The sequence below is a fragment of the Mesoterricola sp. JemC181 genome (genome assembly GCF_055384585.1).
In genome coordinates, this window is record NZ_AP045076.1 from 3652300 (window position 1) to 3676179 (window position 23880).

The following is a 23880-nucleotide window of genomic DNA, read 5'->3' on the forward strand; positions in this document are numbered from 1 at the left end:
CTAGGTGGCAACGGATCCCCTTCCAACCGCTCAGACCCCAGTTTTCCACCGTTCGGGGAAATCCTTTGGTCGCCCTGATCAATGACCTAGATCATGGAGGGAACAAATTCCCCCCAAAATGATGGTTTGCAAGGAGGACGAAACATGCAGGTTAAGATGATGGGCTTTAAATTGGAAGGAGACCCGAATTACCCCATAAATGCGCTTTTTGATAAGCTCCGAGCTTTTGATGAAAAAAAACACAAGAGCTACACTCTATTCATAAGGCTTTCATCTAGCCTTTCAGAAGGGTACTTCAAAGGCCTGATCATGTATAGCACTCACAACAAAACGGAACACGAACTTGTAGGGAAGGAAATTCGGAAGGTAGATATATTGAATAACCGAGTACGAGCCAATTATTTTGTTGTTGATCCAGTTACAGGTCATGGTGTATACCAAGCATATTTTGGTTCGACTTCTCCAAAAGAGTTTGGAAATACTCTGGATTGGCAGTATGGAAAAGCCAAAAGAGATGGTCTAAAAATCGATATTAAATCTGCACAAAATGAAACAGAAAGAAAGGAATTACGTGCCAGATCAAAACATTCGAAACCAATCAAAGTCGTGTGGATGGTCTCTGACTCCGATTATTTAAAAATTGCAGAATCCATGAAGAGCATTGATGTTGCAGAAGTCGATCTAGAAGGTGATGTTCGTGAATTCGAAAAAATGACTGGTATTTCAGCAGTTGCCAGAAAGCGAAGACTCATATATATCTTCAAGGACGGCACCAAAAAGGCAGCAATTCTGACTGCCGTTAAGACATTCTCTGACATGGTTATACCTGAAAAAATTAGGCTCTATGGTAAAATGAGTGACAAACTAAATCGAGTTCTTGAGTCCGATGACGACAACATAGATTATTTAGATGTACTGCCATTTGATGAAATTGCGCATATGATGGTTGGGAATATTGATGAATTCGAAAATCATAAAATCACAGACGAGCTAGTAAAGCTTGCCCAAAAAACCTTCTGACTTATACTTTATTCGAGGTGCAATGTGAATACAAGAATGGGCCCTTGGAAATTGCTTTGGATGCCAGGCATTTTGACGATTGTCATCTCTTTGTTAATCGTTTATAAATACTGGAATTATGACATCTTCTATTACTATAAACAGAATTTACGCAGCTACTTCTTTACTGGATTCATCACAGCAGGAAGCCTTTCTTTATCAGCACTTACATGGACTGTCGTGAACCTCAAAGAAAAGCTTTATGGTAGTGAGGCTTATAAGTTTCACTTCCAAAAACTCGTTGATGCTAAGGCGTGTTCTTTAGATGACCTTTATAACCCACTCTGGAATATTAAATCCATGCTTCACTGGACTGTTGTCGCTTGCCTCAGTGCATCATTTATTCAATTTTCACTGGGCCTCGTTGAGGAGAATTGGGCAGCAATGATCTGTATTGCATTTGTGATTTTTGCAGCCACAACTCTCTTGTATAGTGTATTTATCCTGAAGAAAGCACTGACAAATTGGTTTGACTGGATGAAGGTTGACGTATAGCGTCCACCCAGGACTGGATGATTGATCGACTTACCAGGTAACCCGATGGGGAATCCCCCGGGTTCCCGCCCGAACGGCCGGCCGTGGCCGATTTGGATTCACAAATCGGCAGAACCACCGCGGGGGCATCTAGGCGCCCCCGCGCTTTATTTTGCGGGCTTCATGGCGGCCGCCAGGACGGTCCCGATAGTCTCCACCGCCTCACGCAGGGGATCGACGTCCAGGTGGGTTGAACGAAGCTGCGTTCCGCAGCGGGGGAGGAGCGCGCCGGTCCCTGGTCCGCTCGGAATTGGCTAGCGGGAATCGCTGAAATCAGGCTCCTTGAATGTGGCGGTGTTGCTGCACCGGCCCCACATTCAAGGAGGTACTACATGAGCCACCGCTCTGCTTTGGCGCGACTCGAGTCCGATCTTAAGATGGCCGGGCGTGCCTTGGGAACCCGCCAGCAGTATCTGGCCTCACTTCGCCGGTTCGAGGAGCGGATCGGGAAATCGGCCGACCAGGCAACTCAGGAGGAAGTCCGGAGTTGGGTCGAGTGGCTCCAGACTCAGCCCATCGGTCCCGAGCGCCTGCGCTGCCACTACTCGGCGCTCAGCTTTCTGTTCAAAAAGACGATAGGCCGGCCCGAGGTGGTGGCCTTCATCTCCATGCCTCGAAAGGACGCCCCACTCCCAGTGATCCTCACCCCGCTGGAGGTCAAGCGTGTCCTGGAGTGCTTCACCGTGGCCATGAGATACAGAACGGCCCCCGTGATGGGGGCCGTCGTCATGTTCCATTACCCTCCTACTTCTTAGGCGCCTTGGCCTTCTTGGCGGGCTTCTGGATCCCTAGCAACTCTGCGATGTGCCCCCCGATGCTCTCCGCCACCGCCAGGAGGGTCGGATCCGCCCGGCGGAAATAGGTGTCCCTGATCTTCCCCCGTGAGTGCCCCAGGAGCGCATCGACGACCGCCTCGTCCTGGCCCAGGTCTGCCCCGATGCTGGCAAAGGTGCGCCGGAGGTCATGGAGGGATGCGACACACCCATCCGGCCTCAGATACTCCCACGCATGCCAAAGGGCGTTCCGGTCGATGTTGTAAGGGGTCTCCGGTAGGAGCTTGACGGCGGCGTTGCACATGAACACCGCGCGGCACCCCTTCAGGCCCGGGGCCTTGGCATCGAAGCGGAGCATTTTCTCATCAGGTTAAAGATTCTCGGCCGTCTCGCACAGGACCACGCCCGACCGCGCACCCGTCAGCATCAGGAACAGCAATGCATGACCGCCGCGCACCGTGACTCCGGGTCTGAACCAATGCCGCGGCGCCGGCACAGAGACAGTGCCGGCGCGTCCGGATCCAGGAGAAGCCATGCCGAAGGTCCCCTTGCCCACCCTGATGCTCGTCCCCGCGCTCCTCGCGGCCTCGCAACCGGACACGGATGCCCGGATCGCCGCGGCGGCCCGGAATTCCTACAATTTCCGAGTCCACCTCAAGGGCGACACCCTCGAGGTCGCCTCCCGCTCGGGCGCGGTCACCCTCAGCGGGACGGTGGCCAACGAGTTCCACCGGACCCTCGCGGAGGAGACCGTCAAGGACCTCCCGGGCGTGACCTCCGTGACCAACCTCCTGGTCCTCAAGGCCGAAGCCTCGGCCACGGCCCCCGACGTCTGGCTGGCCACGAAGGTCCGGACCGCCCTGCGCTACCACCGGAACGTCGACGAGGCCACCGTGGGCGTCGCGGCCCGGGACGGCGTCGTGACGCTCTCGGGCCGCATCGGCAGCGCCGCCCAGAAGGGCCTCGCCCAGGACATCGCCGAGAACGTGGACGGGGTGAAGGAGGTGAGGAACACCCTGCGCGTCGTGCCCCCCGGAGCGAAGACCCTGGCCGAGAAGATCGACGACGCCTCGGTCACCGCCCAGGTGAAGGCCGTGCTCCTGGCCCACCGGGGCACGCGCATGCTCGCCACCCACGTCAAGACCGACCGGGGCGTCGTCACCCTCGGGGGCGAAGCCAGGAATTCCGCGGAGAAGATCCTGGTCGAGCGCCTCACCTCGGACGTCAAGGGGGTCCGGCGCGTCCGGAACCGGATGACCGTCGCCCCCTGACGGACGTCCGCCCGCGGGCCGGCGCGCGCCGGCCCGCGGGCGCCGTTCAGGAGGGACCCGGGCGCACCTCACCCCCGCCACTCTTCCGGGCATCCATGGGATTCCCGGCGACCCTGCCGCGCCAGGCTCCGCTCTCCGCGCGCGTGCGCTCCAGGTGCTCCTTGTAGTTCTGGAGGTTCGAGGCCACGTACCGCGGAAGGACGCCCACCATGGCCCCGAGGTTTTCGAGGAGCCCCTCGGGCTCGTAGTTCAGCTCCACCAGGATCCGCGAGGAGCCTTCGTCCAGGGCCAGGAAGCTCACCGAACCCGCGTTCATGGACCCTTCCACGCTCCGCCAGGCGATGCGGGCGTCGGGGGTCTGCTCGTAGATCTCTGAGGTCCAGCGCAGGTCCTTCCCGGCCACCTCGGCGCGCCACTCCACGCGGGTGGGGCCGGCCTGGCGCACCTCCTTCACGTTGGCCAGGAAGCGCGGGAAGTCCTCGAACTGGGTCCACTGGTTGTAGGCCACCTGCAGGGGCACCGCCAGGTCGATGGAATGGGCGAAGGGAGGGAACATCTCCATCCGGCCCCGGAGCCGGGCCAGGTCCGCGCCGAGTTCCTCGTTGGGGGCGGCGCCCGCCGCCAGCACCGGGAACGCCTGCTCCTCCTCTTCGAGGACATGCTCCTGGAGGACGGTCATGAGCCGGCCCAGCACCTTCCGGCCCTCCGGACCGCCGTAACCGCCCTTGAGCCTGAATTCGCTGATGAGCCGCTTCATGTCGCCATGGGCCCCGCCCAGGCGCTGCGTCAGGCTGTCGTCCTGGCACGCCGTCGCGAGGAGCGGGTAGACCAGGCGTTCCTCCAGCCAGGAATGGATCTCCAAGGCCTCAAGGAGTTCCCTGGCGAGGTCCTCCTGGCCGGCGGGCCGGGATTCCTGGCAGAGCTTCTGGTAGAGCTCGCGGATGCGTTGATGGTCCTCGTGGAGCAGCCGGGTTGCGGTGATCGGTGTGCCCATGTTCCCCTCCCATGGAAGCGGGTTTGCGGCCGCCGGCCGGCCCCAGCGCAGACATCCTGGTGGAGCCGTTTTCCGGCGGTCCTGGCGAGGAGATGCGAACGGGGACGGGAAGGTTCCGTCAGTGCGGACCGGCTTGCGCCAGCCCGGCGAGGGAGGCCCCGCAGCAGGCCCGCAGCTGCTCCACGGGACAGGGGCCTCCGGCGCTCACCTGGGCCTCGGCGCTGCGCACCAGGCGGTGCAGGCCGGCCATGCCGTAGGTGGAGGCCAGGCCGGCCAGGCGGTGGAGGGCCTGGGGGGCGCGGTCCGGGTGGGCCAGTTCCTCCAGGCAGGCCTGGACCGAAGCCCGGCAGGCCCGGAGGCCCTCCGCCCAGACATCGGGACCCAGGTCCCCGAGGATCCGGGCCACCCGGATCCCGTCCACCCGGCTATCCGGCGGGGTCCCTGCGGAAAGCCCCGAGAGCAGGGCCGCCAGGCGTTCCCTGCGGATGGGCTTGGGCAGCACCCCGCGCACCCCCGGGTCCAGCGCCGCCAGGGCGCTGGAACCCTCGGTATCCGCCGAGGAAAGGAGGACCGGCACGCCCGCCACCCGGGCATCGGGCCAGGCCCGGAGGCGCTCCAGGACCTCCCGGCCCTCCAGGTCATGCATGTGCACGTCCAGCAGGACGGCATCCACGGGCCGGCGGCCCAGGATCTCCAGCGCTTCGGTCCCGCTGCCGGCGCACACGGCCCGGTGGCCGAGGGTTTCCAGGAGGCCGGCGGCCACGATGCGGTTGGCCTCCAGGTCGTCCACCACCAGGACGGTCAGGAAACCTGTGCCCGGATCCTCAGGAACGGCCTCCGCGGCGGGCAGGACGAGGGCGAAGGCGAACCGGCACCCCATGCCCGGCGCGCTCGTCAGGGTCAGGGTCCCGCCCATGGCCGCCACCAGCTGCCGGCTGATGGCCAGGCCGAGGCCCACCCCGCCGTGGCGGCGCTGGATGGACCCGTCCCCCTGTTCGAAAGGCGCGAAGACCCGCACCTGGGCCTCGGCGTCCAGGCCCGGCCCGGTGTCCCGGGCGCAGAAGGCGCAGCGCACCCGCCGGCCATCCACGGGAGCGGTCTCCAGGGACAGGACCACGTCCCCTTCGTCCGTGAACTTCACCGCGTTGCCCAGCAGGTTGACCAGCACCTGGCGAAGGCGCAGGGCGTCCCCCTCCAGGGTGGCGGGCAGGGGGCCGCTCTGCTCCACCCGGAAGGCCAGGCCCTTGGCGCCGGCCAGGGGCTCGATGTCCGCGCTCACGGCGGCGAGCAGCTCCGCGGGGCTGAAGGGGGACGGCTCCACCCGCAGGTGTCCGGTTTCCAGGCGGGCCTGATCCAGCAGGTCGTCCAGGAGCCGCGCCAGAAGGTCCCCGTTGCGGGCCAGGAGGCCCAGGGGCCGGCGCTGGTCCGGCTGGAGGGGCAGCGCCTGAAGGAGCTGCACGCCCCCCAGCACCCCGTTGAGCGGCGTCCGGATCTCGTGGCTCATCACCGCCAGGAAGCGGCTCTTGGCCTCGTTGGCGCGCCGGGCTTCCGCCTCGGCCGCCCTGCGCTCGGCCACCTCCTGTCCGAGGCGGGTCCTCAGGGCGAAGTCCCGGCGCTGGGTGCGGTTCCAGGTCACCCGGAAGGCGAAGCCGATCCCGTTGGCGAACAGCAGGTAGAGGGTGGTGAGCCCAGGTCCGGGGGCTTCCTGTGCCCGGGTGGCGGCCAGGTAGCCCAGGAAGAGGGCCGATCCGCCCAGCGCCGAGCCCAGGCTCAGCCCCAGGGCCAGCGGCAGCATCAGGTACACGCCCAGCACGAAGAGGGCCAGGAATGGGAGTTCCTGGGCCGTGGCGGGTCCGCGGGCCAGGACGAGCAGGTGGTGCTCCACCACCTCGGTGACGAAAAGCAGCGACACCCCCGCGCAGAGGAGGGCCTGGGCCGTTCCCAGGCGCCGCGCCGCCAGGCCTCCGGCCGCGCCCACCAGGCCCCAGACCGTCAGGCGCAGGAGGGCCAGGGTCCAGAAGGGGCCGCTGGCGCCGAAAGTCCGGTAGTCCAGGACGAGGGCGGCCACGTAGAGGCCCGGCAGGAAGGCCAGGAGCCGAAGCTGGGCGGCCAGGCGGGGCCTCTGGTCCTCCCGGAAATCCGCCTCGGTGGCGGGATCCGTGAAGACGGCCAGCCACCTCGAAAGGGCGAAGTGTCCCGTGTCCACCCGTCAGCCCTGGATCCGGTAGCCGACGCCCGGCACGGTCTGCACCAGGCCGGGCTCGCCGGCCAGCTTGCGGCGCAGGCGCGACACCAGCACGTCCACGCTGCGGCTGCACACCGTCTCCCCGTCCGGGCTGATGACCTCCGAGAGGTCCACCCGGGACAGGACGCGGCCCCGGGCCTCCACCAGGGCCGCGAGCAGCTCGAACTCGCCCCGGGTGAGGGGGATCTCCGCGCCGTCGCAGCCCAGCAGGCGCCGGGCCGGGATATCCAGGTGGCAGCGGCCGGCGGCAAGGGCGCCGGACCCGCCGCAGCGCCTCAGGAGGTTCTGGATGCGGGCCAGCAGTTCCCGGGGGTCGAAGGGCTTGTCCATGAAGTCGTCCGCGCCCAGCTCCAGGGCCCGGAGCCGATCGGAAGGCCGGCTGGTCACCACGAGCACGGGGATGCTTCGCCGGATCAGGTCCCGCGCCAGGTCCAGGCCATCGCCGTCGGGCAGGTTCAGGTCCAGGAGGGCCAGGCAGGGGTGCCCCTGGGCCGCCCGGGCGCGGCCCTGGGCGAGGGTCCCGGCCTCCTCCACGGCGAAGCCGGTCTGCCGCAGGTAGGCCGCCAGCAGCAGACGCTGGGCGGGATCGTCCTCGATGAGCAGGATGGGGGCCGGGTTGTTCATGGCTGGGCGGTTGCATCCCATTATCCGCTCGTTTGCAAGCTGTTGACAGGCATCCGTCATGATTTGGTGCAAACCCCTTCCAGCCTGACGGTTTCGACACGGAGTCCCCATGAGACACCCTGGTCCCGCAAGCCTGTCCCTTCTGGTCCTTCTTCTGGCCGCGCTGGGCTGCAGCGGCGGCAAGTCGGGTTCCACCCAGACCGTGGCCACCTCGGGGGCGCTCACCATCGCCGAGGTGTACGAGAAGACCCTCGCCTCCCTGAAGGCGGGCCACGTGGACACGGACGGGGACACCATCCCCGACGACATCGAGACGGGCCTCCTCCACACCGACCCCACCAAGGTGGACACCGACGGGGACGGCATCCCCGACAACGTCGAGGTCTTCGGGAACAAGGCATGGAAGGCCGCGGACCTGCTCGTGGACAAGAACCAGAACGGCGTCATCTCGGCCCTGGACAAGGACGACGACGGGGACGGCGCCAACGACGGCGACCTGGTGGACAGCGACGGCGACGGCATCCCGGACTACCTGGAGTTCTACGGCTACACGTACGAGGCCCTCACCGGCAAGCCCAAGCTCTGGGACGGCGTGGACCACTCGGTGCCCTACTACAAGACCGACCCCAACCAGCGGTCCACGGACCAGGACCCCTTCGACGACAGCACCGAGATCTCGGGCCTCAACATGGACGTCTCCGTGCGCAGCCCCGGGAACCTGCCCATGGTCCCGGCCCTGCCGGAGATCGTGGTGCGCATGGACGGCTACCGGGTGACCACCCTGGACGAGATCACCTTCACCGAGACCAAGTCCGTGACCAGGGAGACCACCTGGGAATGCCAGACGGAGGCCCGGGATTCCCGCACCACCGAGCACGGCTGGGAGGTCGGCTACGAGGCCACGGCCGGGTATTCCTTCCCCGGCTGGGAGGCCAGCGTCACGTTCCACGCCAACTATTCGGGCAGCATCTCCAACACCCACGAGACCAGCACGTCCAATTCCAAGGGCGGCTCGGTGGCCAACGCCGAGGAGTGGAGCAAGGCCCGGACCACCCGGCCCTCGGAAGCCGCCGCCATCAAGCTCTTCCTTAAGGTGTACAACACCGGCACGGCCTGTGCGAGCAACGTCGTGCCCACCATGACCCTGCGCATCGGCGGCCACAACGTGGCCACCTTCCAGCCCGGGGAGACCCAGGTCAACCTCCTGGAGCCCGGCGGAACCTATCCCTCCACCCCCGGCGTCTACTGGGTGGTGGACACCAACCAGAGCGGCGGCAAGATCACCCTCACCATCGACGAACTGCGGGCCCTGGAGAGCGGCGCGCCCGTGACCCTCACCCTCACCCAGATGAGCGCCGACGTCATGCGCAAGGACGCCGCCACGGGCGCCTACGTGTCCATGGGCGACTGGAACGAGTATGCCGCCCGCTGCCGGGCCGTGTGCGCCGACCTCTACTTCGACACCGGCGACGGGAACTTCACCCACAGCCTGGTCTATGCGGGGAACTCCCCCACCTCGCCCCGGGTGACCCTGGGCGACGCCTTCCTGTGGGCGATCGGGGGCTTCACCAGCCAGGGCATCGGCGTGAACTACCGCGACCTGGCCGGACTCTCGCAGCAGATGGACCTGGCCAACTGGACCGTGTGCATGGACGGGGGCACCTATTCCGCCAACGGCCTGGTGAAGGGCGCGGCCCTGCCCGCGGGCACCAACATCTTCGACCTGCGCCTCAACCCCAACTCGGTGATCTTCGCCCGGGCGCCCCGGGTGAACCCGGATCCCCAGTACCCCCTCCTGCCCGACATCTACTACGCCTTCTACGACAGCTCCCTGGGCAGCGTGAGCGGGGTGGTGAGCGACTACAACGGCGTGGCGAAGGTGGAGTTCATCGACGGCGCGGGCGCCAGCCGGACCATGGCCCAGGACCTCCCGGGTTCCGACTTCTACGTGTACTATCCCCTCGCCGACCTTTCCAGCTACCCGGACGGCTACCGCTTCACCGGGAAGGAGAAGATCCGCGTCACCAACGTCAAGGGCATCGTCGCCGAGCAGACCCTCTCGGGCGTCTACGTGGTCCCGGTGCCCACCGCGCCCGACATCAAGTGGGCCACCGTGGAGATGGTGACCGACGCCGAGGGCGCCTCCACCTCCTTCCTGGAAGCCGAGGTGGTGCCCGATCCGCGCACCGTCCTGTCGCGGGTGGAGCTCTACTACCCCTTCTCGGGATCCTACGCCATGGCCTCCCTGGACCACGTGCCCGACGCCTACCGCCGGCCCAACCGCTGGCGGGTCCAGCTGCCCACGCAGGCCGTCAACCTCCTCACGTCCTCGGAGCTGGTGGCCTTCACCAGCGACGGGCTCTACTCCACGCTGGGAGGCGCCCGGTTCCAGGAGGTCTCGCCCTACCACGTGGGCCAGGTGCACCTCTACGCCTACTACGGCTGGTACTGGACCGACGACTGGTCCAGCTGGGCGGTGGATCTGGACGACAGCAGCACCTACGGCTGGGGCTGGGAGGAAGGCTCCGTGTCGGGCGACAGCTACCCCATGTGCCAGGACACGACCATGGAACTCTGGCTGGTCTACAACGCCTACCGGGGCAAGGCCGAGCTGCGGCCCCGCACGGGCGTGACCAGCTGCAAGCTCCCGTCCGGCGTGGACTACGACAGCCTCACCAGCCAGGAGGCCCTGCTCTATGCCGCCAACCTGAACACGGTCGCCAGCTACCAGGTCGATTCCACGAACATCGGGGACGTCTACCTCATCAAGACCGGCGAACAGCGCCTGGCCAAGGTGAAGGTGATGGAGTACGAGGAATACGATCCCTCCGGCGCCTACAACACCGGCCGCAGGGTCAAGCTCAAGTACTCGATCTTCAGGAAGGCAAGTGACCCGTAGGACCGGGAAGCCGGGCCCTTGACGGCGGGATATAAATAATTAAATTATCGCCAACCCATTCGGTGGCGGCCCCGCCGGAGACGGAGTCCCGGATCGCGGCCGAGGAGGCCCCCTCCATCACCACGAGGAACCGATGTCCCTTTCCGCGAAGTCCCTGCTCCTGTCGACCCTGGTGCTCGCCGGGGGCGGGGCCCTCCATGGGCAGCGCCCCCTGATCGTCGAATCCCTGTCCCGAACCCTGGGCAAGGGTTCCTACAACAACAACGCGACCAGGCCATGGGTCCTCACGGTGCGGGACGGCAAGGCCTGGATCAGCGATCCCATGGGCGCGGTGGACTGGAGGGTGGGCCGGACGGCCCCCATTCCACCGGAATACGCGAGCGACGACACCTGGCTGGAGCTGGACCCGCGGGGCGCCCTGGTCCTCTGGGAACGCGTCACGAACATCTATTCCGGCGATTGGAAGAACTGGGAACGGTGGCGCCTGACCAGCCCAGCAAACGGCATCAAGGCCATCATCTTCCAGGATGACGGCAAGCTCTCGTTCACGCTCCGGTAGGATTCGGCCAGGTCATCCGGCCGCCGTCCGGATGTTGGAAAAATCTGGATTATTTTGCGATTGTGTCCTATTCTCCCAATTCGCTGACTTTCCAGCAAGCCTTGATGGGGGGTGAACATGAATCGGATCTCCGCGTTTTCCTTGGCAGCGGTGGGCCTCCTCCTGGCCGCCGCCTACGCGCTCGGCGCGCCACCCGTCTCGCGATCGGATGAAGCCGCCATCAGGGCCCAGACCGCCCGATGGGAAAAGGCCTACAACGGAGGGGACGCGCAGGCGGTCGCCGCCGAGTACGCCGAGGACGCGCTGCTGCTGCCTCCCGGAGGCAAGGGGGTGAAGGGCAAGGCCGGGATCCTCGCCTACTTCACCAAGGACATCGCCGACGCCCGGGCCGGGGGCGTGGTGCTCGTCCTGGATCCCGCCACCGACGTGGGCGTCTCGGGCAGCACGGGCTGGGAATCGGGAACCTTCAAGGTCACCGTCAACGGCGCCGTGGTGGACACCGGGAAGTTCCTGTCGGTGTCCCGGAAGAAGAACGGCACGTGGACCTACATCCGGGACACCTGGAACTCCGACACCCCGCCCGCCCCCGCCCCGAAGTGATCAGATGGGCGTTGCGGGCGCAAGCCGCTTGGCCGCCGACTCCCCCGCCAGCCAGCCGGTGGAGAAGGCGATCTGGAGGTTGTAGCCGCCGGTGTTGGCGTCCAGGTCCAGGACCTCGCCCGCGAAGAAGAGGTTCTCCACCACCCGGGAGGCCAGGGTGCGGGGATCCACCCCCTTGAGGGCGACGCCGCCTGCGGTGACGATGGCCTCCTCCCAGGGGCCGTGGCCGGTCACCTGGAAGCGCAGGTCCTTGAGCAGCGCGATGAGCTCCTTCCGGCGGGGCGCCGGGCCCAGGCGGGCCGCGAACGCCTCCACGAGCTGGGCGGGCAGCAGGGAGCGCAGCACGTCCCGGAGGGGCGCGGCCGGCGCGAAGGCCCGGTCCAGCCGGGCCTCCAGGGTGGGGACGTCCAGCGCGGGCTTCAGGTCCAGGGCCGCCTCCACCTTGCGCCCGGCGGCGAGGAAGTCCACGATCCGGCGGCTCAGCCTCAGGACGATGGGGCCGTCGAGGCCCCGGTCCGTGAACTCGGCCTCGCCGAACTCGCTGGCCTTCTTCTTCCCGTCGACCCACAGGGTCAGGCGGACGTTGCGCAGGCGCAGGCCCGTGGCCTCGCATTCGGGCTCCGTGAGGATGGCCACCAGGGAGGGGCGCAGGGGCGCGATGGAATGGCCGGCGGCCTCGGCGAAGCGGTGGCCGTCGCCGGTGGAGCCGGTGGCGGGGTAGCTGAGCCCGCCGGTGGCGATGACGCCGCAGCGCGCCTCGACACGGTGCGTGGCGTCGGCGTGGGTGAATATCAGGCCGGAGAAGGCGCCATCCTCGATCACCAGGCTCTCCACCCGGGCGCGGCTGACGATCTCCACCCCCTGCCCCTTCGCCCAGGCCACCAGGGCCTCGGCCACGTCCCAGGCGCGGTCGCTGGCCGGAAACACCCGGTCGCCGCGCTCGGTCTTGGTGGGCACGCCGTTGGCCTCCAGCAGGGCGATGAGGTCGCGGTTGAAGAAGGCGCCGAAAGCCTGGCGCAGGAAGCGCGGCTCGGGGTGGATCTCCTGGAGCTGCTCTTCCAGGGGCCGCATGTTGGTGATGTTGCAGCGGCCCTTGCCGGTGATGCGGAGCTTGCGGGCGGGCTTCTCCATCTTCTCCAGGAGCAGCACCTTCGCGCCCAGCATGGCGGCCCGGCCCGCGGCGAGCAGGCCCGCGGGGCCGGCCCCGACCACCACCACGTCGCAGACGCGCTTCATGCCGGGTCGCGAAGGATCAGTTCCATCCGGCACCTTGCGCAGTCGAAGCGGCACTCCAGGCGGGTGGGGCCGTTCTCCAGGAAGAGCGGGCCTTCCGGTTCGGCCATCTCCTTCCAGGGCTCGGCGTTGGGGTGGATGGCGCACCAGCCCAGTTCGTAGCGCAGGCAGTGGCGGGTGGTCATCACCACCCGGCCCCGGAGGTCGGACTGCAGCTCGGCGGCGGGTTCCAGGACCCTGCCCCCGGCGCGCTCGTAGAAGGCCCGGGCGGCCCGGTTGGAGATGTTCCAGGTGAGGTCGAGGTCGGTGGCGGGCAGCGGCGCCGGGGCGGACGCGAGCCGGGGCGCCTGCCGGGGACGGGGCGCGCGGCGCAGTTCCTCCAGCGCCGCCGTGGCCTCGCGGCGCAGGGCGTTGAGGCGGCTCACGGGCACGAAGCGCGTCTCGGCCTCCAGCCCGGCCAGGGCGAAGGGCGAGTCCCCCATGCGTTCCAGGGCCTCGCGGATTGCCCTGGCGGCGGCCCCGGGATCCCGGGCGGGGCCGAACTCGCCCTCGGCGCGGGCCTCGGCACCGAAACCCGCCTCGTCCTCCAGGCGCAGCGTCACGGCCCCTTCCGTGAAGGCCAGGCTCGCCGTCACGGGGATCCGGCGCTCCACCTTGGCGCCCCGCAGGGCCTTGAGCCAGTGGAGGTCCATGTTGCGGTGGAGCCTCGAGCCGGGACGTATGCGGGAGGGGTCCTGCACGAAGACTTGGCTGCCTTCCACGGCGTTGACCACGGTGCCGGCGGCTTCCGCTCCGTCCACGAAGGCGAGGCCGTCCCCGGGGTGCAGCTCGGCCTTGCGGTCCAGCACGAGGCGGTCGGCCTGGATGGAGCGCACGGTGCCGACGAATTCGCCCAGGTGCTTGCCGGTCCCGGGGTTGCCCATGGGCTGGCGTTCGCCCTGCAGGCGGTAGGTGGAGTGGCCGCGCTGGAAGGTCTTGGCGGGGTCGGGGGCGAAGGCGTGGGTGGAGCGGCCCAGGGAGGCCCGGGCCCACTCCGGCCGCCGGTCCAGCACGGCGTCGAGCCGGCGGCGGAGGTGGCTCACCACGTTCTTCACGTAGTCGGCGTCCTTGAGGCGGCCTTCGATCTTGAAGCTGGTGAGGCCGGCCTCCGCCAGTTCCTCCAGGTGGTCCGACAGGTCCAGGTCCTTGATGCTCAGGAGGTGCGCGTCCCGCATCAGCACGCGGCCCCCGGGTTCCACCAGGTTCCAGGGGGCGCGGCAGGGCTGGGCGCACTCGCCGCGGTTGCCGCTGCGGTCGCAGATGGCCCCGCTCAGGTAGCACTGGCCGCTTTCCCCCACGCAGAGGGCGCCGTACACGAAGCCCTCCAGCTCGATGACCGAGGCCGCGTGGATGGCCCGGATCTCGGCGAGGCTCAGCTCCCGGGCGAGGATGGCCCGGGTGAGGCCCTGGCCGGCCAGGAAGGCCACCTTCTCCGGGCTGTCGCAGGCGGCCTGGGTGCTGGCGTGCAGGGGCAGCGGGGGGAGGTCCAGCTCCAGGTAGGCCATGTCCTGGATGATCAGCGCGTCGACCCCGGCCCCGGACAGGTCCCAGGCCAGGCGCCGGGCGTCCTCCAGTTCCGCGTCGTACAGGATCGTGTTGAGGGTTGCGTAGACCTTGGCGCCCCAGAGGCGGGCCTCCCGGGCCAGGCGCTCGAAGTCCGCCAGGTCGCAGCCAGCGGCCTGGCGAGCGCCGAACCGGGAGGCGCCCATGTACACCGCGTCCGCCCCGCATTTGAGGGCGAGGATTCCCTGGTCCGCGTTCCGGGCGGGGGCGAGCAGTTCGAGACTCATGCCCCCCAGGGTACCAGCACCCCGGCCCCGTGCGACAATGGTCCCCTGGAGTGGCCATGGATGCGCACGCGCACGCCGCGGGAACCTCGGCGGAAGTCGCCAACAGCATCACCCACGGCCTGGGCGCCCTCCTGAGCGTGCTCGCCCTCGTGCTGCTGGTGGTGCCCGGGGCGCTGCGGGGCAGCGCCGTGCGGGTCGTGACCGGGGCGGTCTTCGGGACGTCCCTGGTGCTCCTCTACTGCATGTCGACCCTCTATCACGCCCTGACGAACCTCCGCGCCAAGCGGGTGTTCCAGATCCTGGACCACAGCGCCATCTACGTGCTGATCGCCGGGACCTACACGCCCTTCTGCCTGGTCGCCCTGCGGGGCGCCTGGGGCTGGAGCCTCTTCGGGGTGGTCTGGGGTCTGGCGGTCCTCGGGGTGACCTTCAAGGCGGTCTTCGGGGACCGGTACGAGGTGCTGTCCACCGTGGTCTACCTGGGCATGAGCTGGATGATCGTCGTGGCGGCGCTCCCGCTGTACCGCTGCCTGCCCGCCGGCGGCCTGGCCTGGCTCGGGGCGGGCGGGGCCTTCTACACGCTCGGGGTGGGTTTCTTCGCGTGGCGGGGGCTCCGGTTCCACCATGCGGTCTGGCACCTGTTCGTGCTCGGCGGGAGTCTCTGCCATGTGATTGCGGTGGTCGGGTACGTGATGCCGGCCGGAATCGCCGGGCAGCGGGTCGAGGTTGAGCGGATTCCTGCGGACGTCCACCCTGCGGCCGCGGAAGGGTCCGGCGGCCGGTCCCGCTAGCCCAGGAACTAATGGTTCATTATCCGTATCTTTACGTCCAGGGAGGCGAAAGGGATCGGATGCGCTTGTCAGGTCATGGGTTGGGTTGGATGGGCAGGGGCCTGGCTGCGGTAGGCCTTTTGGGCTCCCTCGGGCTGGCGCCCTCGGCGTGGGCCGCGGATGAGGAGACCAAGGAGGCGAAGGTGGCACCAACCGACCTCGTGCCGGGCCGGGACGGCTTCAACCTCGTGGCCGACCGCCTGGGCTCCATCCCCTTCACCGTCCTCCTCGTGGCGGGATCCGCCGCGGATGAACCCCGCGTCAGCCTCCTTCGGGAGCTGCTTCCCGCGACGCTGGCGAAGGTCAACGCGCACATCGGCCGGGACCGGATCGTGCTCGCACCGGCCACCCTCGCCGCCTCCGCCCCGCTGAAGGGCCGGGCGGGGGTGATCACCTTCGAGCCCGCCACGCTGAGACCGGGCGTGGGCGGCCACGCCCTGCCGGACGCCCGGGGTTCGCACGGATGGATCTACGAAGCCACCTACGGCGGTTCCGTCGCCATCGACCGGGGCCTGCTGGACGCCCCCCACGGGCGCGCCCTTCTGCCGCACGTCCTTCTCCACGAGCTATTGCATGTTCTCGGCCTGTTTCATTTCGAAGGCACCTACGAGGGCGGCGGGCAGGTGATGCGTCCCTGCGGCGGGATGTTCTCCGGCACGGCCGATCCGGCGTTCCAGGACTTCGTGAGGAAGGGGATCGGCGACGGGGCCGAAGCCACGATCGCGGCCCTCGGTCCCGAGGGCTGGGGGAAATTCTGCGACGAGGTGCTCTTCACGTTCGCCGCGTGCACCTACCCCGCCATCCTGGGCCAGGGCGACATCAACGGTCTGCGCCACGTCACCCGGGGGGACCGGATCGACCCGGCCACGGGCGTGTTCACGCCCGGCACGACCGCCGAGGCCGTCGACGCGGCGCCCGCGGACACGGGCAGGTGGAAGCCCTGCGACCGGTGCGTGATCCTCTAGCAGACCCTGGGCTCCCCGGACCCAGGATGCAGGGGGCGGTTCAAGGCAGGAAGATCCCCATCCATCCCATGAATCGGATTGAGGGGAAAAGGCAGGATAGGGGCTGGCGAGGCCTTTTCCTGGGTCTGCCTACGGCCCTTGGAACACCAGTATTTCCACCCACCGCTCCCTCCCCGGCTCACCTGTCGTCACTTCGCCCATGGCCTTCGTCCGGATCCTGGCGTCATCCAGGTCGAAGCGTTCCGCCAGGTAGGACCGCACGACCATGGCCTGGCCCTGGGTGAGGATCAGGTTGGCGTCCCTGTCGCCCTTGCCGCCGGAGAAGGCCCGCACGACCACGAGGCTGAAGGGGGTCTTCTCCAGGTAGGCGCCCACCTCGTTGAGGGCCTTGCGGCCCTTGAGCTGGGCGGCGTCGGGCCGGGCGAACAGGGCCTGGGCGGTGAAGGTGAAGGTCCTGACCGGGGGGCCGGCGGGCAGCGCGGAAACCTCCCACTTCGTCAGCTCGGAGGCATCCGCGTAGCCCCGGTCCTTGAAATACCCCCGGAACAGGATGTTCGCCTTGAGGGCCTTCATGTCGTCGTCGAACGCGGCGGCGCCGGACCGGGCGTGGACCATGGCCTCGTGGGCCTCGGAGGCGGTCGCGGACAGGCTGTCGTAAAGGGTCCGTTCGTGCAGGAGCCCGCCCACGCTCCCTTCCCCGCGGTTGATGCGGGCGGTCATGGTCGCCAGTTCGGCCGAGGAGGCCTCCAGGTGCTTCAGGGTGCTCTGGGTGGAATCCATGATCGCGTTGGTCTTCCTGATGATGTCGGACACGTCGAGCAGGGGGGCGCTGGCCAGGGTGGCCCCGTCGCGCACCTCGGGGGCCCCGGGGCTGCCGAAGGTCAGGGCGATGAACTTGTTCCCCAGCAGGCCCTCGGTCTCGATGGCGGCCACGGAGTCGGTCTTCACCAGCCGGGCGGCGGCGGCGTCCAGAGAAAGGGTCACCCGCACCTGCGACCGGGAGTCGGCCGGCAGGCGGATCTCCTCCACGGTTCCCTTGCGGAGCCCGCCCAGGCGAACCTCGGCCCCGGCCAGGAGGCCCGAGACCGTGGGGAACTGCGCCTGGAGGCGGTAGGTGCTGGTGAACATCCGGTTCTTGCTTCCGATGACGAACACCCCCGTCAGGAGGATCGCCAGCGCACCGGAAATGAACAAGCCAAGCAGTGCCCTTTGGTTCATCGGGTTTGCCTCGGTTCCAGGAAGTGGGCGGCCACGGGATCCGGGCACGCCGCCAGGCCTTCGAAAGCGCCGTCGAAGACGATCCGGCCGCGGTCCAGCAGGGCGACCCGGTTCGAGATCGCCCGGGCGCTGAGCATGTCGTGGGTGACGACGACCGAGGACATGGCGCGCTCGGCCTGGAGCGCCAGGATCAGGTCGCTGATCTCCCCCGAGGTGATGGGGTCCAGGCCCGCCGTGGGTTCGTCGTAGAGCATGAGCTCGGGGTCCAGGGCCAGGGCCCGGGCCAGCCCCGCGCGCTTCTTCATGCCTCCGGAGATGTCCGTGGGCAGCTTGCCGGCCGCGGCCTGCAGCTCCACCCGGGCCAGGAGCGCCATGGCCTTCTCGCGGCGCTGGGCGGGCGTCAGGGTGGTGTGGTACTTCAGCGGGAACGCGACGTTCTCCACCACCGTCAGGGAGTCGTACAGCGCCGCGTTCTGGAAGACGAAGCCGACCCGCCTGCGGATCGCGTTCAGCGGCCCTTCGGCCAGCTCCCGGAGGTCCCGGCCCAGCACCCGGAGGGTGCCGGAATCCGGCCACCGCAGCCCGATCAGGTGCCGGAGCAGGACGCTCTTGCCGGTGCCGCTCCGGCCCAGCACGACCAGGGTCTCGCCCGGGGCGACCGCCAGGCTCACGCCGTCCAGGACCTTCTGGTCACCGAAGGCGGTGCGGAGGTCCGTGACCTGGATGACGGGGGCGCTCATAGGATCTGGATGAGGCGCACGAGGCCCACGTCCGCGAGGATCACGAACAGGGTGGAAAGCACGACGGCGCTGGTGGCCGAGCGCGCCACGCCTTCCGTGCCTCCGGAGGTCCGGAAGCCCTGGAAGCAGCCGATCAGGCCAATGATGAACCCGAACACCGCCGTCCGAAGGGTCGCGGGAACGAGTTCCCGGAAAGTGATGCCCTTCAGGCCATCGGCCAGGAAGCGGCCCAGGGGGACGTGCTCGATGAGGGTGTTGGCCGCCCACCCGGACACGATTCCGGAGGCGTCCGCCACGACGGTCAGCAGGGGGAGCATCAGGAGGCAGGCCAGCACCCGGGTCACCACCAGCAGCCGGAAGGCGTTGACCCCGGAAGCCTCGATGGCGTCGATCTGCTCGGTCACCTTCATGGAGCCCAGCTGGGCGCCGATGCCCGCGCCCACCCGGCCGCACACCACCAGGGCCGTGATGATCGGCCCGCTCTCCTTGAGGATCGTCAGGGCGATGACCACCGGCAGGAGGGACTTCGCCCCGAACCGCACGAGGCTCTCGCGGGTCTGCAGGCTGAGGACGATCCCGGTGGACACGCTCGCCAGGACCACCAGGGGCAGGGAGCGGGAGCCCACCTCGTGCATCTGGTCGAGCAGCTCGCGCCCGTGGAAGGGCCGCGAGCACGCCGCCCTGGCCAGCCGCCCCGTGAAGGCGCCCAGGCCGCCGAACCACTCCAGGAAGGAGAGGATCCGGGAGGTGCCTTGCGGTTCTACTGCCATCGGGGCCGGCCTGGGGTTCTGCCGGGGCATGCCTGCCCCGGAATGGGCATGGCCTGAGGAAGCAGGTAGGATGCCAGAAGGTAACCAGACAAATCATTGCAATTAAATTGTCAGCTCCCTTCCGGGCAGGCGCCGGGTCGATCAAGATGATCGCGTTTCCGGGAACCGCCGCCCGGTACCATGCAGGTGCTGTCTGGACTGGCTACCTGGCCCCAGCCACCATGGCCGCGGCCACCAGCCTGCCGACCTTGTGGCCCATGGCCTCCCCCACCTGGGTGGAATTCCGGAAGTGGACGCCGGACCAGACCCTGGCGTTGGCCACCTCTTCGACCATCGCGGACGTGCTGCTCCACGAGCGGACTACCCCGGGCGCGGTGAGGCTGGTGGCGGAGAGCTTCACCGCTCCGCTCCCGGACAGGCCCGCCTCCAGCACCTCGGCGAAGGCTGCGGCGTTGATGCAGTGGGCGCAAGGGTATTCCGGGTGCATGGGCGTATCGATGAGGGGCGCCCAGCCGGGATCCCGCTCCGTCGCCTCGTTCCCGTCCTGGTCCGCGTTGCGGATGGCGGTGAGGGGGCGCCAGAAGAGGTAGGCGTACTTCGCGTCGAACACGGCGATGGTGGCGTCGTCCAGCGCGGTCGCCGCGAAGGCGAACCACCGCGCATTGGCGGCCAGCTCCCGCCCCGGGGCCTCGGCCACGGAGCGCAGGACGCCGAAATAGATTCCCGGGGTGTTGTCCTCCCAGAATTTTCCGATGGCGGTCTGCTCCGGGGTCCGCTCCCGGCTGGCCCTGCCGCCCAGGGTCCTGGATTCGTTCAGGTCACGGGCCCAGGTGGCGCTGGCGAGGGCCGGGGGAGGGCCGGGCCGGAACTGGGCGGCCGCCTCCAGGTGCCAGGGCTTGCGGCCCGGCCACTGGGAAAACGCGGGGGTCACGGTGGGCACGTAGACGCCCGGGGCCGTGCGGGGCCGGTAGGTCTCCGGCACGGACGCGCCGTCGTCGGCCTTCAGGGCCAGGACGCCGGCCGCGGCCCGCTCGCCCAGGGCAATCCCTTCGGTCCTGGCGGTCCCCCCGGGGACCCGGGCGAGCGCCTCCGCGTACCAGGCTTCGATGGCCGGCTTCTCGAGCGGCACGAGCGCGAGGAGCGTGCCCCGGGTCGCCGCGGCCACCGCCGCGGCCGGAGAGGCCCCCGGTGCGGGCGCCAGCCGCAGCCGGGTGTCCTTGTAGGTTCCGGTCGCCGCGTTCACGGCTTCATGGACGGCGACCTGCGTGATGGCCAGCACTCTGCGGGAGGGGCCCGGCGGCGTCCGGGCCGCGAGGATGGCGCAGGTCCGCGCATTGGCCTCGGTCACCTCGTCCGCGCGCATGGCAGGGGACCCGAGGACCAGGAGGGTGAGCAGGGCAGTTCTCATGATTCCTCCACATGGGAACACAGCCCCGGCCAGGTTGCAGATCCAGGGCACCTGCCGGGCAGGAAATCGAGACGGCGTCTCAGCGGAAAAGGCCCGGCCAATATGCAACCGGTTCGGGCACCAGTCAAGGGAGCGTACGGGGATCGGCCCTCCCCTTTCCCGAAGCGGAGAAGGGACTAGCCGATCGCCCGTAGCCGCTCCCGGAGATCCACGAGGCCGAACGGTTTGGGCAGGAGGGATACCCCGGCGTGGCCCGCCGCCACGTCCAGGGCCTCCTGGTCGGCTCGGCCGGTGGCGAGGAGGACGGGGACCTCCGGGCGCAGGGCCCGGAGGCGCGGCAGGGTGCCCCGCCCCCCCAGGCCGGGCATGTTCATGTCCAGGATCACCACATCGACCTGGAGGCCCCGCTCCAGCAGGATCAGGGCGTCCTCCCCGCAGGCGGCGGTCGCCACGGCGTGGCCCTGCACCTCCAGCAGCAGGCGCGTGGAGGTGAGGACCAGTTCGTCGTCATCCACCACCAGCGCGGCCAGGACCCTTCCAGCCGGCTCCGGGCCCGGGGCGGGCGGGGCCTGCACGGGGAGTTCCCGGCGGACGCCGGGCAGGAGGAGGCTGATCCGCGTTCCCCGCCCGGGCGCGCTGTCGATGTCCAGCTTCCCGTGGTGGGCCCTGACGGTGGAGTAGACCATGGACAGGCCCAGGCCGGTGCCCTTGCCGACGTCCTTGGTCGTGAAGAAGGGATCCAGGGCCCGCGCCAGGACCTCGGGGGCCATCCCGCAGCCCGAGTCCTCCACCTGCACTTCCGCCAGGTCCTCGCCCACGTTGCGGGTCCGGAGGGCGAGGGTCCCGCCCTCGGGCATGGCGTCCACCGCGTTCACGCAGAGATTCATGATGGCGTGGGCCAGGGCGCCGCCGTCGCCGTTGACGGTGCGCAGGTCCGGCGCGAGGTCCAGGTCCAGGCGGACCTTGGCCAGGGTGGTGCGCTCCAGGAGGCGGGCCTCCTCCAGCAGGAGGGCGTTCAGGTCCAGGGCCCGCCGTTCGGCGGGGCTCTTGCGCGCGAAGTTCAGAAGGCTCTTGACCAGGTTCCCGCCGCGGGTGGCGGCCTCCTGGATGGTCCCGAAGGCCTTGCGGGCCGGACTGCCCTCGGGCTCCAGGGTCAGGTGGGCCGAGGCCAGCCCCAGCACCGCCCCCAGCACGTTGTTCATGTCGTGGGCCACGCCGCCCGCGAGGAGGCCCAGGCTCTCCATCTTCTGGGACTGGAGGAGCTGGGCGTGGAGGTGGGCGTTCTCCCGCTCGGCGCGCTTGCGGTCGGTGATGTCGTGGAGCACCCCGAAGACGACGCGCCTGGCCGGATCGTATTCGGCCAGGGAATGGACCTCCCGCTCCTCGCCGTCGCAGGCCCGTTGGATGACGAACTCGACGTTGTAGGGGACGCCCCGCTCGACCAGGTCCCTCAGGGCGGCGTCGAGCACGGGCCGGAACCCGGGCAGCACCCGGGCCTGCACCTCGGCCAGGGCCAGGTCGTCCCCCTCGAGGCCGTAGATCAGGTGGGCGCCCCTGGATGCGCGCATGAAGCCGTCGGCCAGGTTCAGCTCCCAGTTCCCGAAGGCGGCGACGCTCTCGGCCCGCTGCATCCGCGCGCGGCTGTCCCGGAGGGAGGCCTCGGCTTCCAGGCGGCGCTCCTCCAACGCCAGATGGTCGAGGGCGAAGGAGATGTCCCCCGCGGCCTCCTCCATCAGGGCCACCTCGTGGACGCCGAACAGGTCCCGCTCGGGCGCGTAGACGGTGAGGGCCCCGCGGACCACCCCCCCCAAGCGGATGGGGAAGGCGGCATAGGCCTTGAAACCGGCGCGGAGGGCGGCCCCATGCCACGGGCCCGAGAGGGCCGAGCCGAGGAAATCGTTGATCACGCAGGTGCGCCCGGTGCGTACCGCCGTCCCCGTTCCCCCGTATCCAAGGGGCGTGTCGTCGCTTCGGACCACCAGCCCCTCCAGGTAGCCCGTCGTGTCCCCATGGCTGGCCACGACCGCCACTTCGCGGGTGAGCGGGTCGTCCCAGCCGATCCAGGCCATGGTGAACGCCCCGAAGTCCACCATCACTTCGCAGATCCTGGCCAGCAGGCCCTCCCGGGTGGGGGACCACACGATGGCCTGGTTCACCTGGCTGAGGGCGGCGTACAGCCGGGTCATCCGCTCGAGGCTCGCCTTCTGCGCGCGGGCCTCCGTGATGTCCTGGAGGACCACCAGCGTCCCGCAACCGGCGCCGGATTCCGCGGACACCCCCAGCCAGCGGGAGGCGCCGTCAGGTCCCTGCCACTCCAGGGCGCCCGTCCCGTCGAGGACTCCGGGCAGGGGCCGGGACAGCAGGAGGCGCCGGTCCACGCCCAGGATCCGCGACGCCGCCGGGTTCGCCTCGATGCAGATGCCGGCGTCGTCCACCAGGATCACCCCCTGGGGCAGCGCGTCGAGAAGCGGCGTCCATCCCAGGGCCCCGGGATCCAATGGCCTTCGCGTCTCCGTCGGGGAGCTTCCCAAGATTTCCTCCCGCGGGCCGCTGGACAGGCACCACAACCAGAAGATGAAAATTCAATTATTGCAGAAGGACGGGGCCAACGGGTAGGCATGCCCGCCTACCAGGGCAGCCCCAGCGCCTTGGCCAGGAACTTCTGCAGCGGGGCGTTCCGGCGGCAGATCTCCGTGTAGGCCTCCAGGAAGTCCCCGGCGCATATCTCCTTCTGCGTCAGGGGCTGGTGGGTGTAGAAGTCCTTGAGCTTCAGGTCCTCCGCCAGGGGGTGGGCCGCGTCGAAGCCCTGGGGCACGCGCACCAGGGACTCCCCCAGGACCTCCAGGCCGGCCCCGCGGATGGCCTTCCATTCCCGGGGGTGGCCGACGATACGGTCCCGCACGGCCTTCAGGGCCGCCGCGTCGGGACGCCACAGGCCCGCGCTGGCGAAGCAGCCGCCGGGCTCCAGGTGCAGGTAGAACCCGGGCGAGTGCACGTCCCTGGAGCAGGCGCCGTGGCGGAACTGGGCGCCGACGTTGGTCTTGTAGGGGGACTTGTCCCGGGAGAAGCGCGTGTCCCGGAAGATGCGGAACATGGAGCCGCCGCTGGGCCTGGGGTCGGCGAGGAAGTGGCGGCTGACGCCCGAGAGGGGCTCGCCGAAGGCCAGGATGAAGGCGAGGAGGGGGTCGCGCACGTCCTCCTCGTACCGGGACCGGTTGTCCTGGAACCATTCCCGCGTGTTGTTCTCCCGCAGCTCCGTCAGGAACCGGAAGAAGGCCGGCGTGAACCACGGATTCGCCATTCCTGGACCTCCAGGCGCCCATTATCCC

21 protein-coding genes are annotated in these 23880 nt (G+C 68.4%); 9 read left to right on the plus strand and 12 right to left on the minus strand.

Features of this window, described 5'->3' with window-relative positions:
- Positions 1–144: 144 nt before the first annotated feature.
- From ACZ5MC_RS16170 to ACZ5MC_RS16180, 3 genes are all read left to right on the plus strand, one after another.
- Positions 145–1020 (plus strand): hypothetical protein, encoded by an 876-nt coding sequence (locus tag ACZ5MC_RS16170; protein WP_464516262.1) that lies wholly within the window; start codon positions 145–147, stop codon positions 1018–1020.
- 36 nt (positions 1021–1056) lie between these two features.
- Entirely contained in the window at positions 1057–1554 is a 498-nt protein-coding gene (locus tag ACZ5MC_RS16175; protein WP_464516263.1) for a hypothetical protein, read from the plus strand.
- A 371-nt stretch (positions 1555–1925) separates the two neighbouring features.
- On the plus strand, positions 1926–2348 hold the full coding sequence (locus ACZ5MC_RS16180; RefSeq protein WP_464516264.1) for a phage integrase N-terminal SAM-like domain-containing protein: 423 nt from the start codon (positions 1926–1928) through the stop codon (positions 2346–2348).
- Here the strand turns inward: ACZ5MC_RS16180 and ACZ5MC_RS16185 are convergent.
- A complete protein-coding gene (locus ACZ5MC_RS16185) occupies positions 2338–2724 on the minus strand; it encodes a site-specific integrase (protein WP_464516265.1) in 387 nt (128 codons plus the stop codon). The two genes, ACZ5MC_RS16180 and ACZ5MC_RS16185, sit on opposite strands and share 11 nt — an antisense overlap.
- Positions 2725–2899: 175 nt before the next feature.
- On the opposite strand from ACZ5MC_RS16185, the gene ACZ5MC_RS16190 reads away from it, so the two are divergent.
- Complete coding sequence (locus tag ACZ5MC_RS16190) at positions 2900–3637, plus strand: BON domain-containing protein (RefSeq protein ID WP_464516266.1); 738 nt, start codon at positions 2900–2902, stop codon at positions 3635–3637.
- A gap of 46 nt (positions 3638–3683) precedes the next feature.
- Here ACZ5MC_RS16190 and ACZ5MC_RS16195 read toward each other — a convergent pair whose 3' ends face one another.
- From ACZ5MC_RS16195 to ACZ5MC_RS16205, 3 genes are all read right to left on the minus strand, one after another.
- A complete protein-coding gene (locus ACZ5MC_RS16195) occupies positions 3684–4631 on the minus strand; it encodes a hemerythrin domain-containing protein (protein ID WP_464516267.1) in 948 nt (315 codons plus the stop codon).
- A gap of 118 nt (positions 4632–4749) precedes the next feature.
- Positions 4750–6837 (minus strand): ATP-binding protein, encoded by a 2088-nt coding sequence (locus ACZ5MC_RS16200; protein WP_464516268.1) that lies wholly within the window; start codon positions 6835–6837, stop codon positions 4750–4752.
- A gap of 3 nt (positions 6838–6840) precedes the next feature.
- Entirely contained in the window at positions 6841–7500 is a 660-nt protein-coding gene (locus ACZ5MC_RS16205) for a response regulator transcription factor (RefSeq protein WP_306601511.1), read from the minus strand.
- A gap of 109 nt (positions 7501–7609) precedes the next feature.
- On the opposite strand from ACZ5MC_RS16205, the gene ACZ5MC_RS16210 reads away from it, so the two are divergent.
- The 3 genes from ACZ5MC_RS16210 (at position 7610) to ACZ5MC_RS16220 (ending at position 11558) form a co-directional block, all read left to right on the plus strand.
- A complete protein-coding gene (locus tag ACZ5MC_RS16210) occupies positions 7610–10399 on the plus strand; it encodes a binary toxin-like calcium binding domain-containing protein (RefSeq protein ID WP_464516269.1) in 2790 nt (929 codons plus the stop codon).
- 133 nt (positions 10400–10532) lie between these two features.
- The gene (locus tag ACZ5MC_RS16215; protein WP_464516270.1) at positions 10533–10958 is read left to right on the plus strand and encodes a hypothetical protein; all 426 of its coding nucleotides are present in this window, start codon (positions 10533–10535) and stop codon (positions 10956–10958) included.
- A 117-nt stretch (positions 10959–11075) separates the two neighbouring features.
- On the plus strand, positions 11076–11558 hold the full coding sequence (locus ACZ5MC_RS16220) for a YybH family protein (protein ID WP_306601514.1): 483 nt from the start codon (positions 11076–11078) through the stop codon (positions 11556–11558).
- Here the strand turns inward: ACZ5MC_RS16220 and ACZ5MC_RS16225 are convergent, their stop codons facing one another.
- Entirely contained in the window at positions 11559–12794 is a 1236-nt protein-coding gene (locus ACZ5MC_RS16225; RefSeq protein ID WP_464516271.1) for a BaiN/RdsA family NAD(P)/FAD-dependent oxidoreductase, read from the minus strand. It abuts the gene before it with no gap.
- Positions 12791–14620, minus strand: coding sequence for a peptidase U32 family protein (locus ACZ5MC_RS16230; protein WP_464516272.1), 1830 nt, complete (start codon positions 14618–14620; stop codon positions 12791–12793). The genes ACZ5MC_RS16225 and ACZ5MC_RS16230 overlap by 4 nt, the downstream gene beginning before the upstream one ends.
- Positions 14621–14676: 56 nt before the next feature.
- On the opposite strand from ACZ5MC_RS16230, the gene trhA reads away from it, so the two are divergent.
- Together trhA and ACZ5MC_RS16240 are read left to right on the plus strand one after the other, a co-directional pair.
- Positions 14677–15411: a PAQR family membrane homeostasis protein TrhA gene (gene trhA / locus ACZ5MC_RS16235; RefSeq protein ID WP_464516273.1), complete on the plus strand. Its 735-nt coding sequence runs from the start codon at positions 14677–14679 to the stop codon at positions 15409–15411.
- 182 nt (positions 15412–15593) lie between these two features.
- Positions 15594–16415 carry a hypothetical protein gene (locus ACZ5MC_RS16240; protein WP_464516274.1) on the plus strand — a complete coding sequence of 274 codons (822 nt, stop codon included), beginning with the start codon at positions 15594–15596 and terminating at the stop codon, positions 16413–16415.
- 129 nt (positions 16416–16544) lie between these two features.
- On the opposite strand, the gene ACZ5MC_RS16245 is transcribed toward ACZ5MC_RS16240, so the two are convergent.
- From ACZ5MC_RS16245 to ACZ5MC_RS16270, 6 genes are all read right to left on the minus strand, one after another.
- Positions 16545–17609 (minus strand): MlaD family protein, encoded by a 1065-nt coding sequence (locus tag ACZ5MC_RS16245; RefSeq protein ID WP_464516275.1) that lies wholly within the window; start codon positions 17607–17609, stop codon positions 16545–16547.
- Between the two features lie 20 nt (positions 17610–17629).
- Positions 17630–18373, minus strand: a complete 744-nt coding sequence (locus ACZ5MC_RS16250; RefSeq protein WP_306601522.1) for an ABC transporter ATP-binding protein — start codon at positions 18371–18373, stop codon at positions 17630–17632.
- Positions 18370–19143, minus strand: a complete 774-nt coding sequence (locus tag ACZ5MC_RS16255) for an MlaE family ABC transporter permease (RefSeq protein WP_464516276.1) — start codon at positions 19141–19143, stop codon at positions 18370–18372. Before ACZ5MC_RS16255 ends, ACZ5MC_RS16250 begins: the two co-directional genes overlap by 4 nt.
- Before the next feature lie 202 nt (positions 19144–19345).
- Positions 19346–20551 (minus strand): vanadium-dependent haloperoxidase, encoded by a 1206-nt coding sequence (locus ACZ5MC_RS16260; protein WP_464516277.1) that lies wholly within the window; start codon positions 20549–20551, stop codon positions 19346–19348.
- 176 nt (positions 20552–20727) lie between these two features.
- The gene (locus ACZ5MC_RS16265; protein ID WP_464516278.1) at positions 20728–23049 is read right to left on the minus strand and encodes an ATP-binding protein; all 2322 of its coding nucleotides are present in this window, start codon (positions 23047–23049) and stop codon (positions 20728–20730) included.
- Positions 23050–23177: 128 nt separating this feature from the next.
- Positions 23178–23852, minus strand: a complete 675-nt coding sequence (locus ACZ5MC_RS16270; RefSeq protein ID WP_464516279.1) for a DUF2461 domain-containing protein — start codon at positions 23850–23852, stop codon at positions 23178–23180.
- Positions 23853–23880 lie beyond the last annotated feature (28 nt).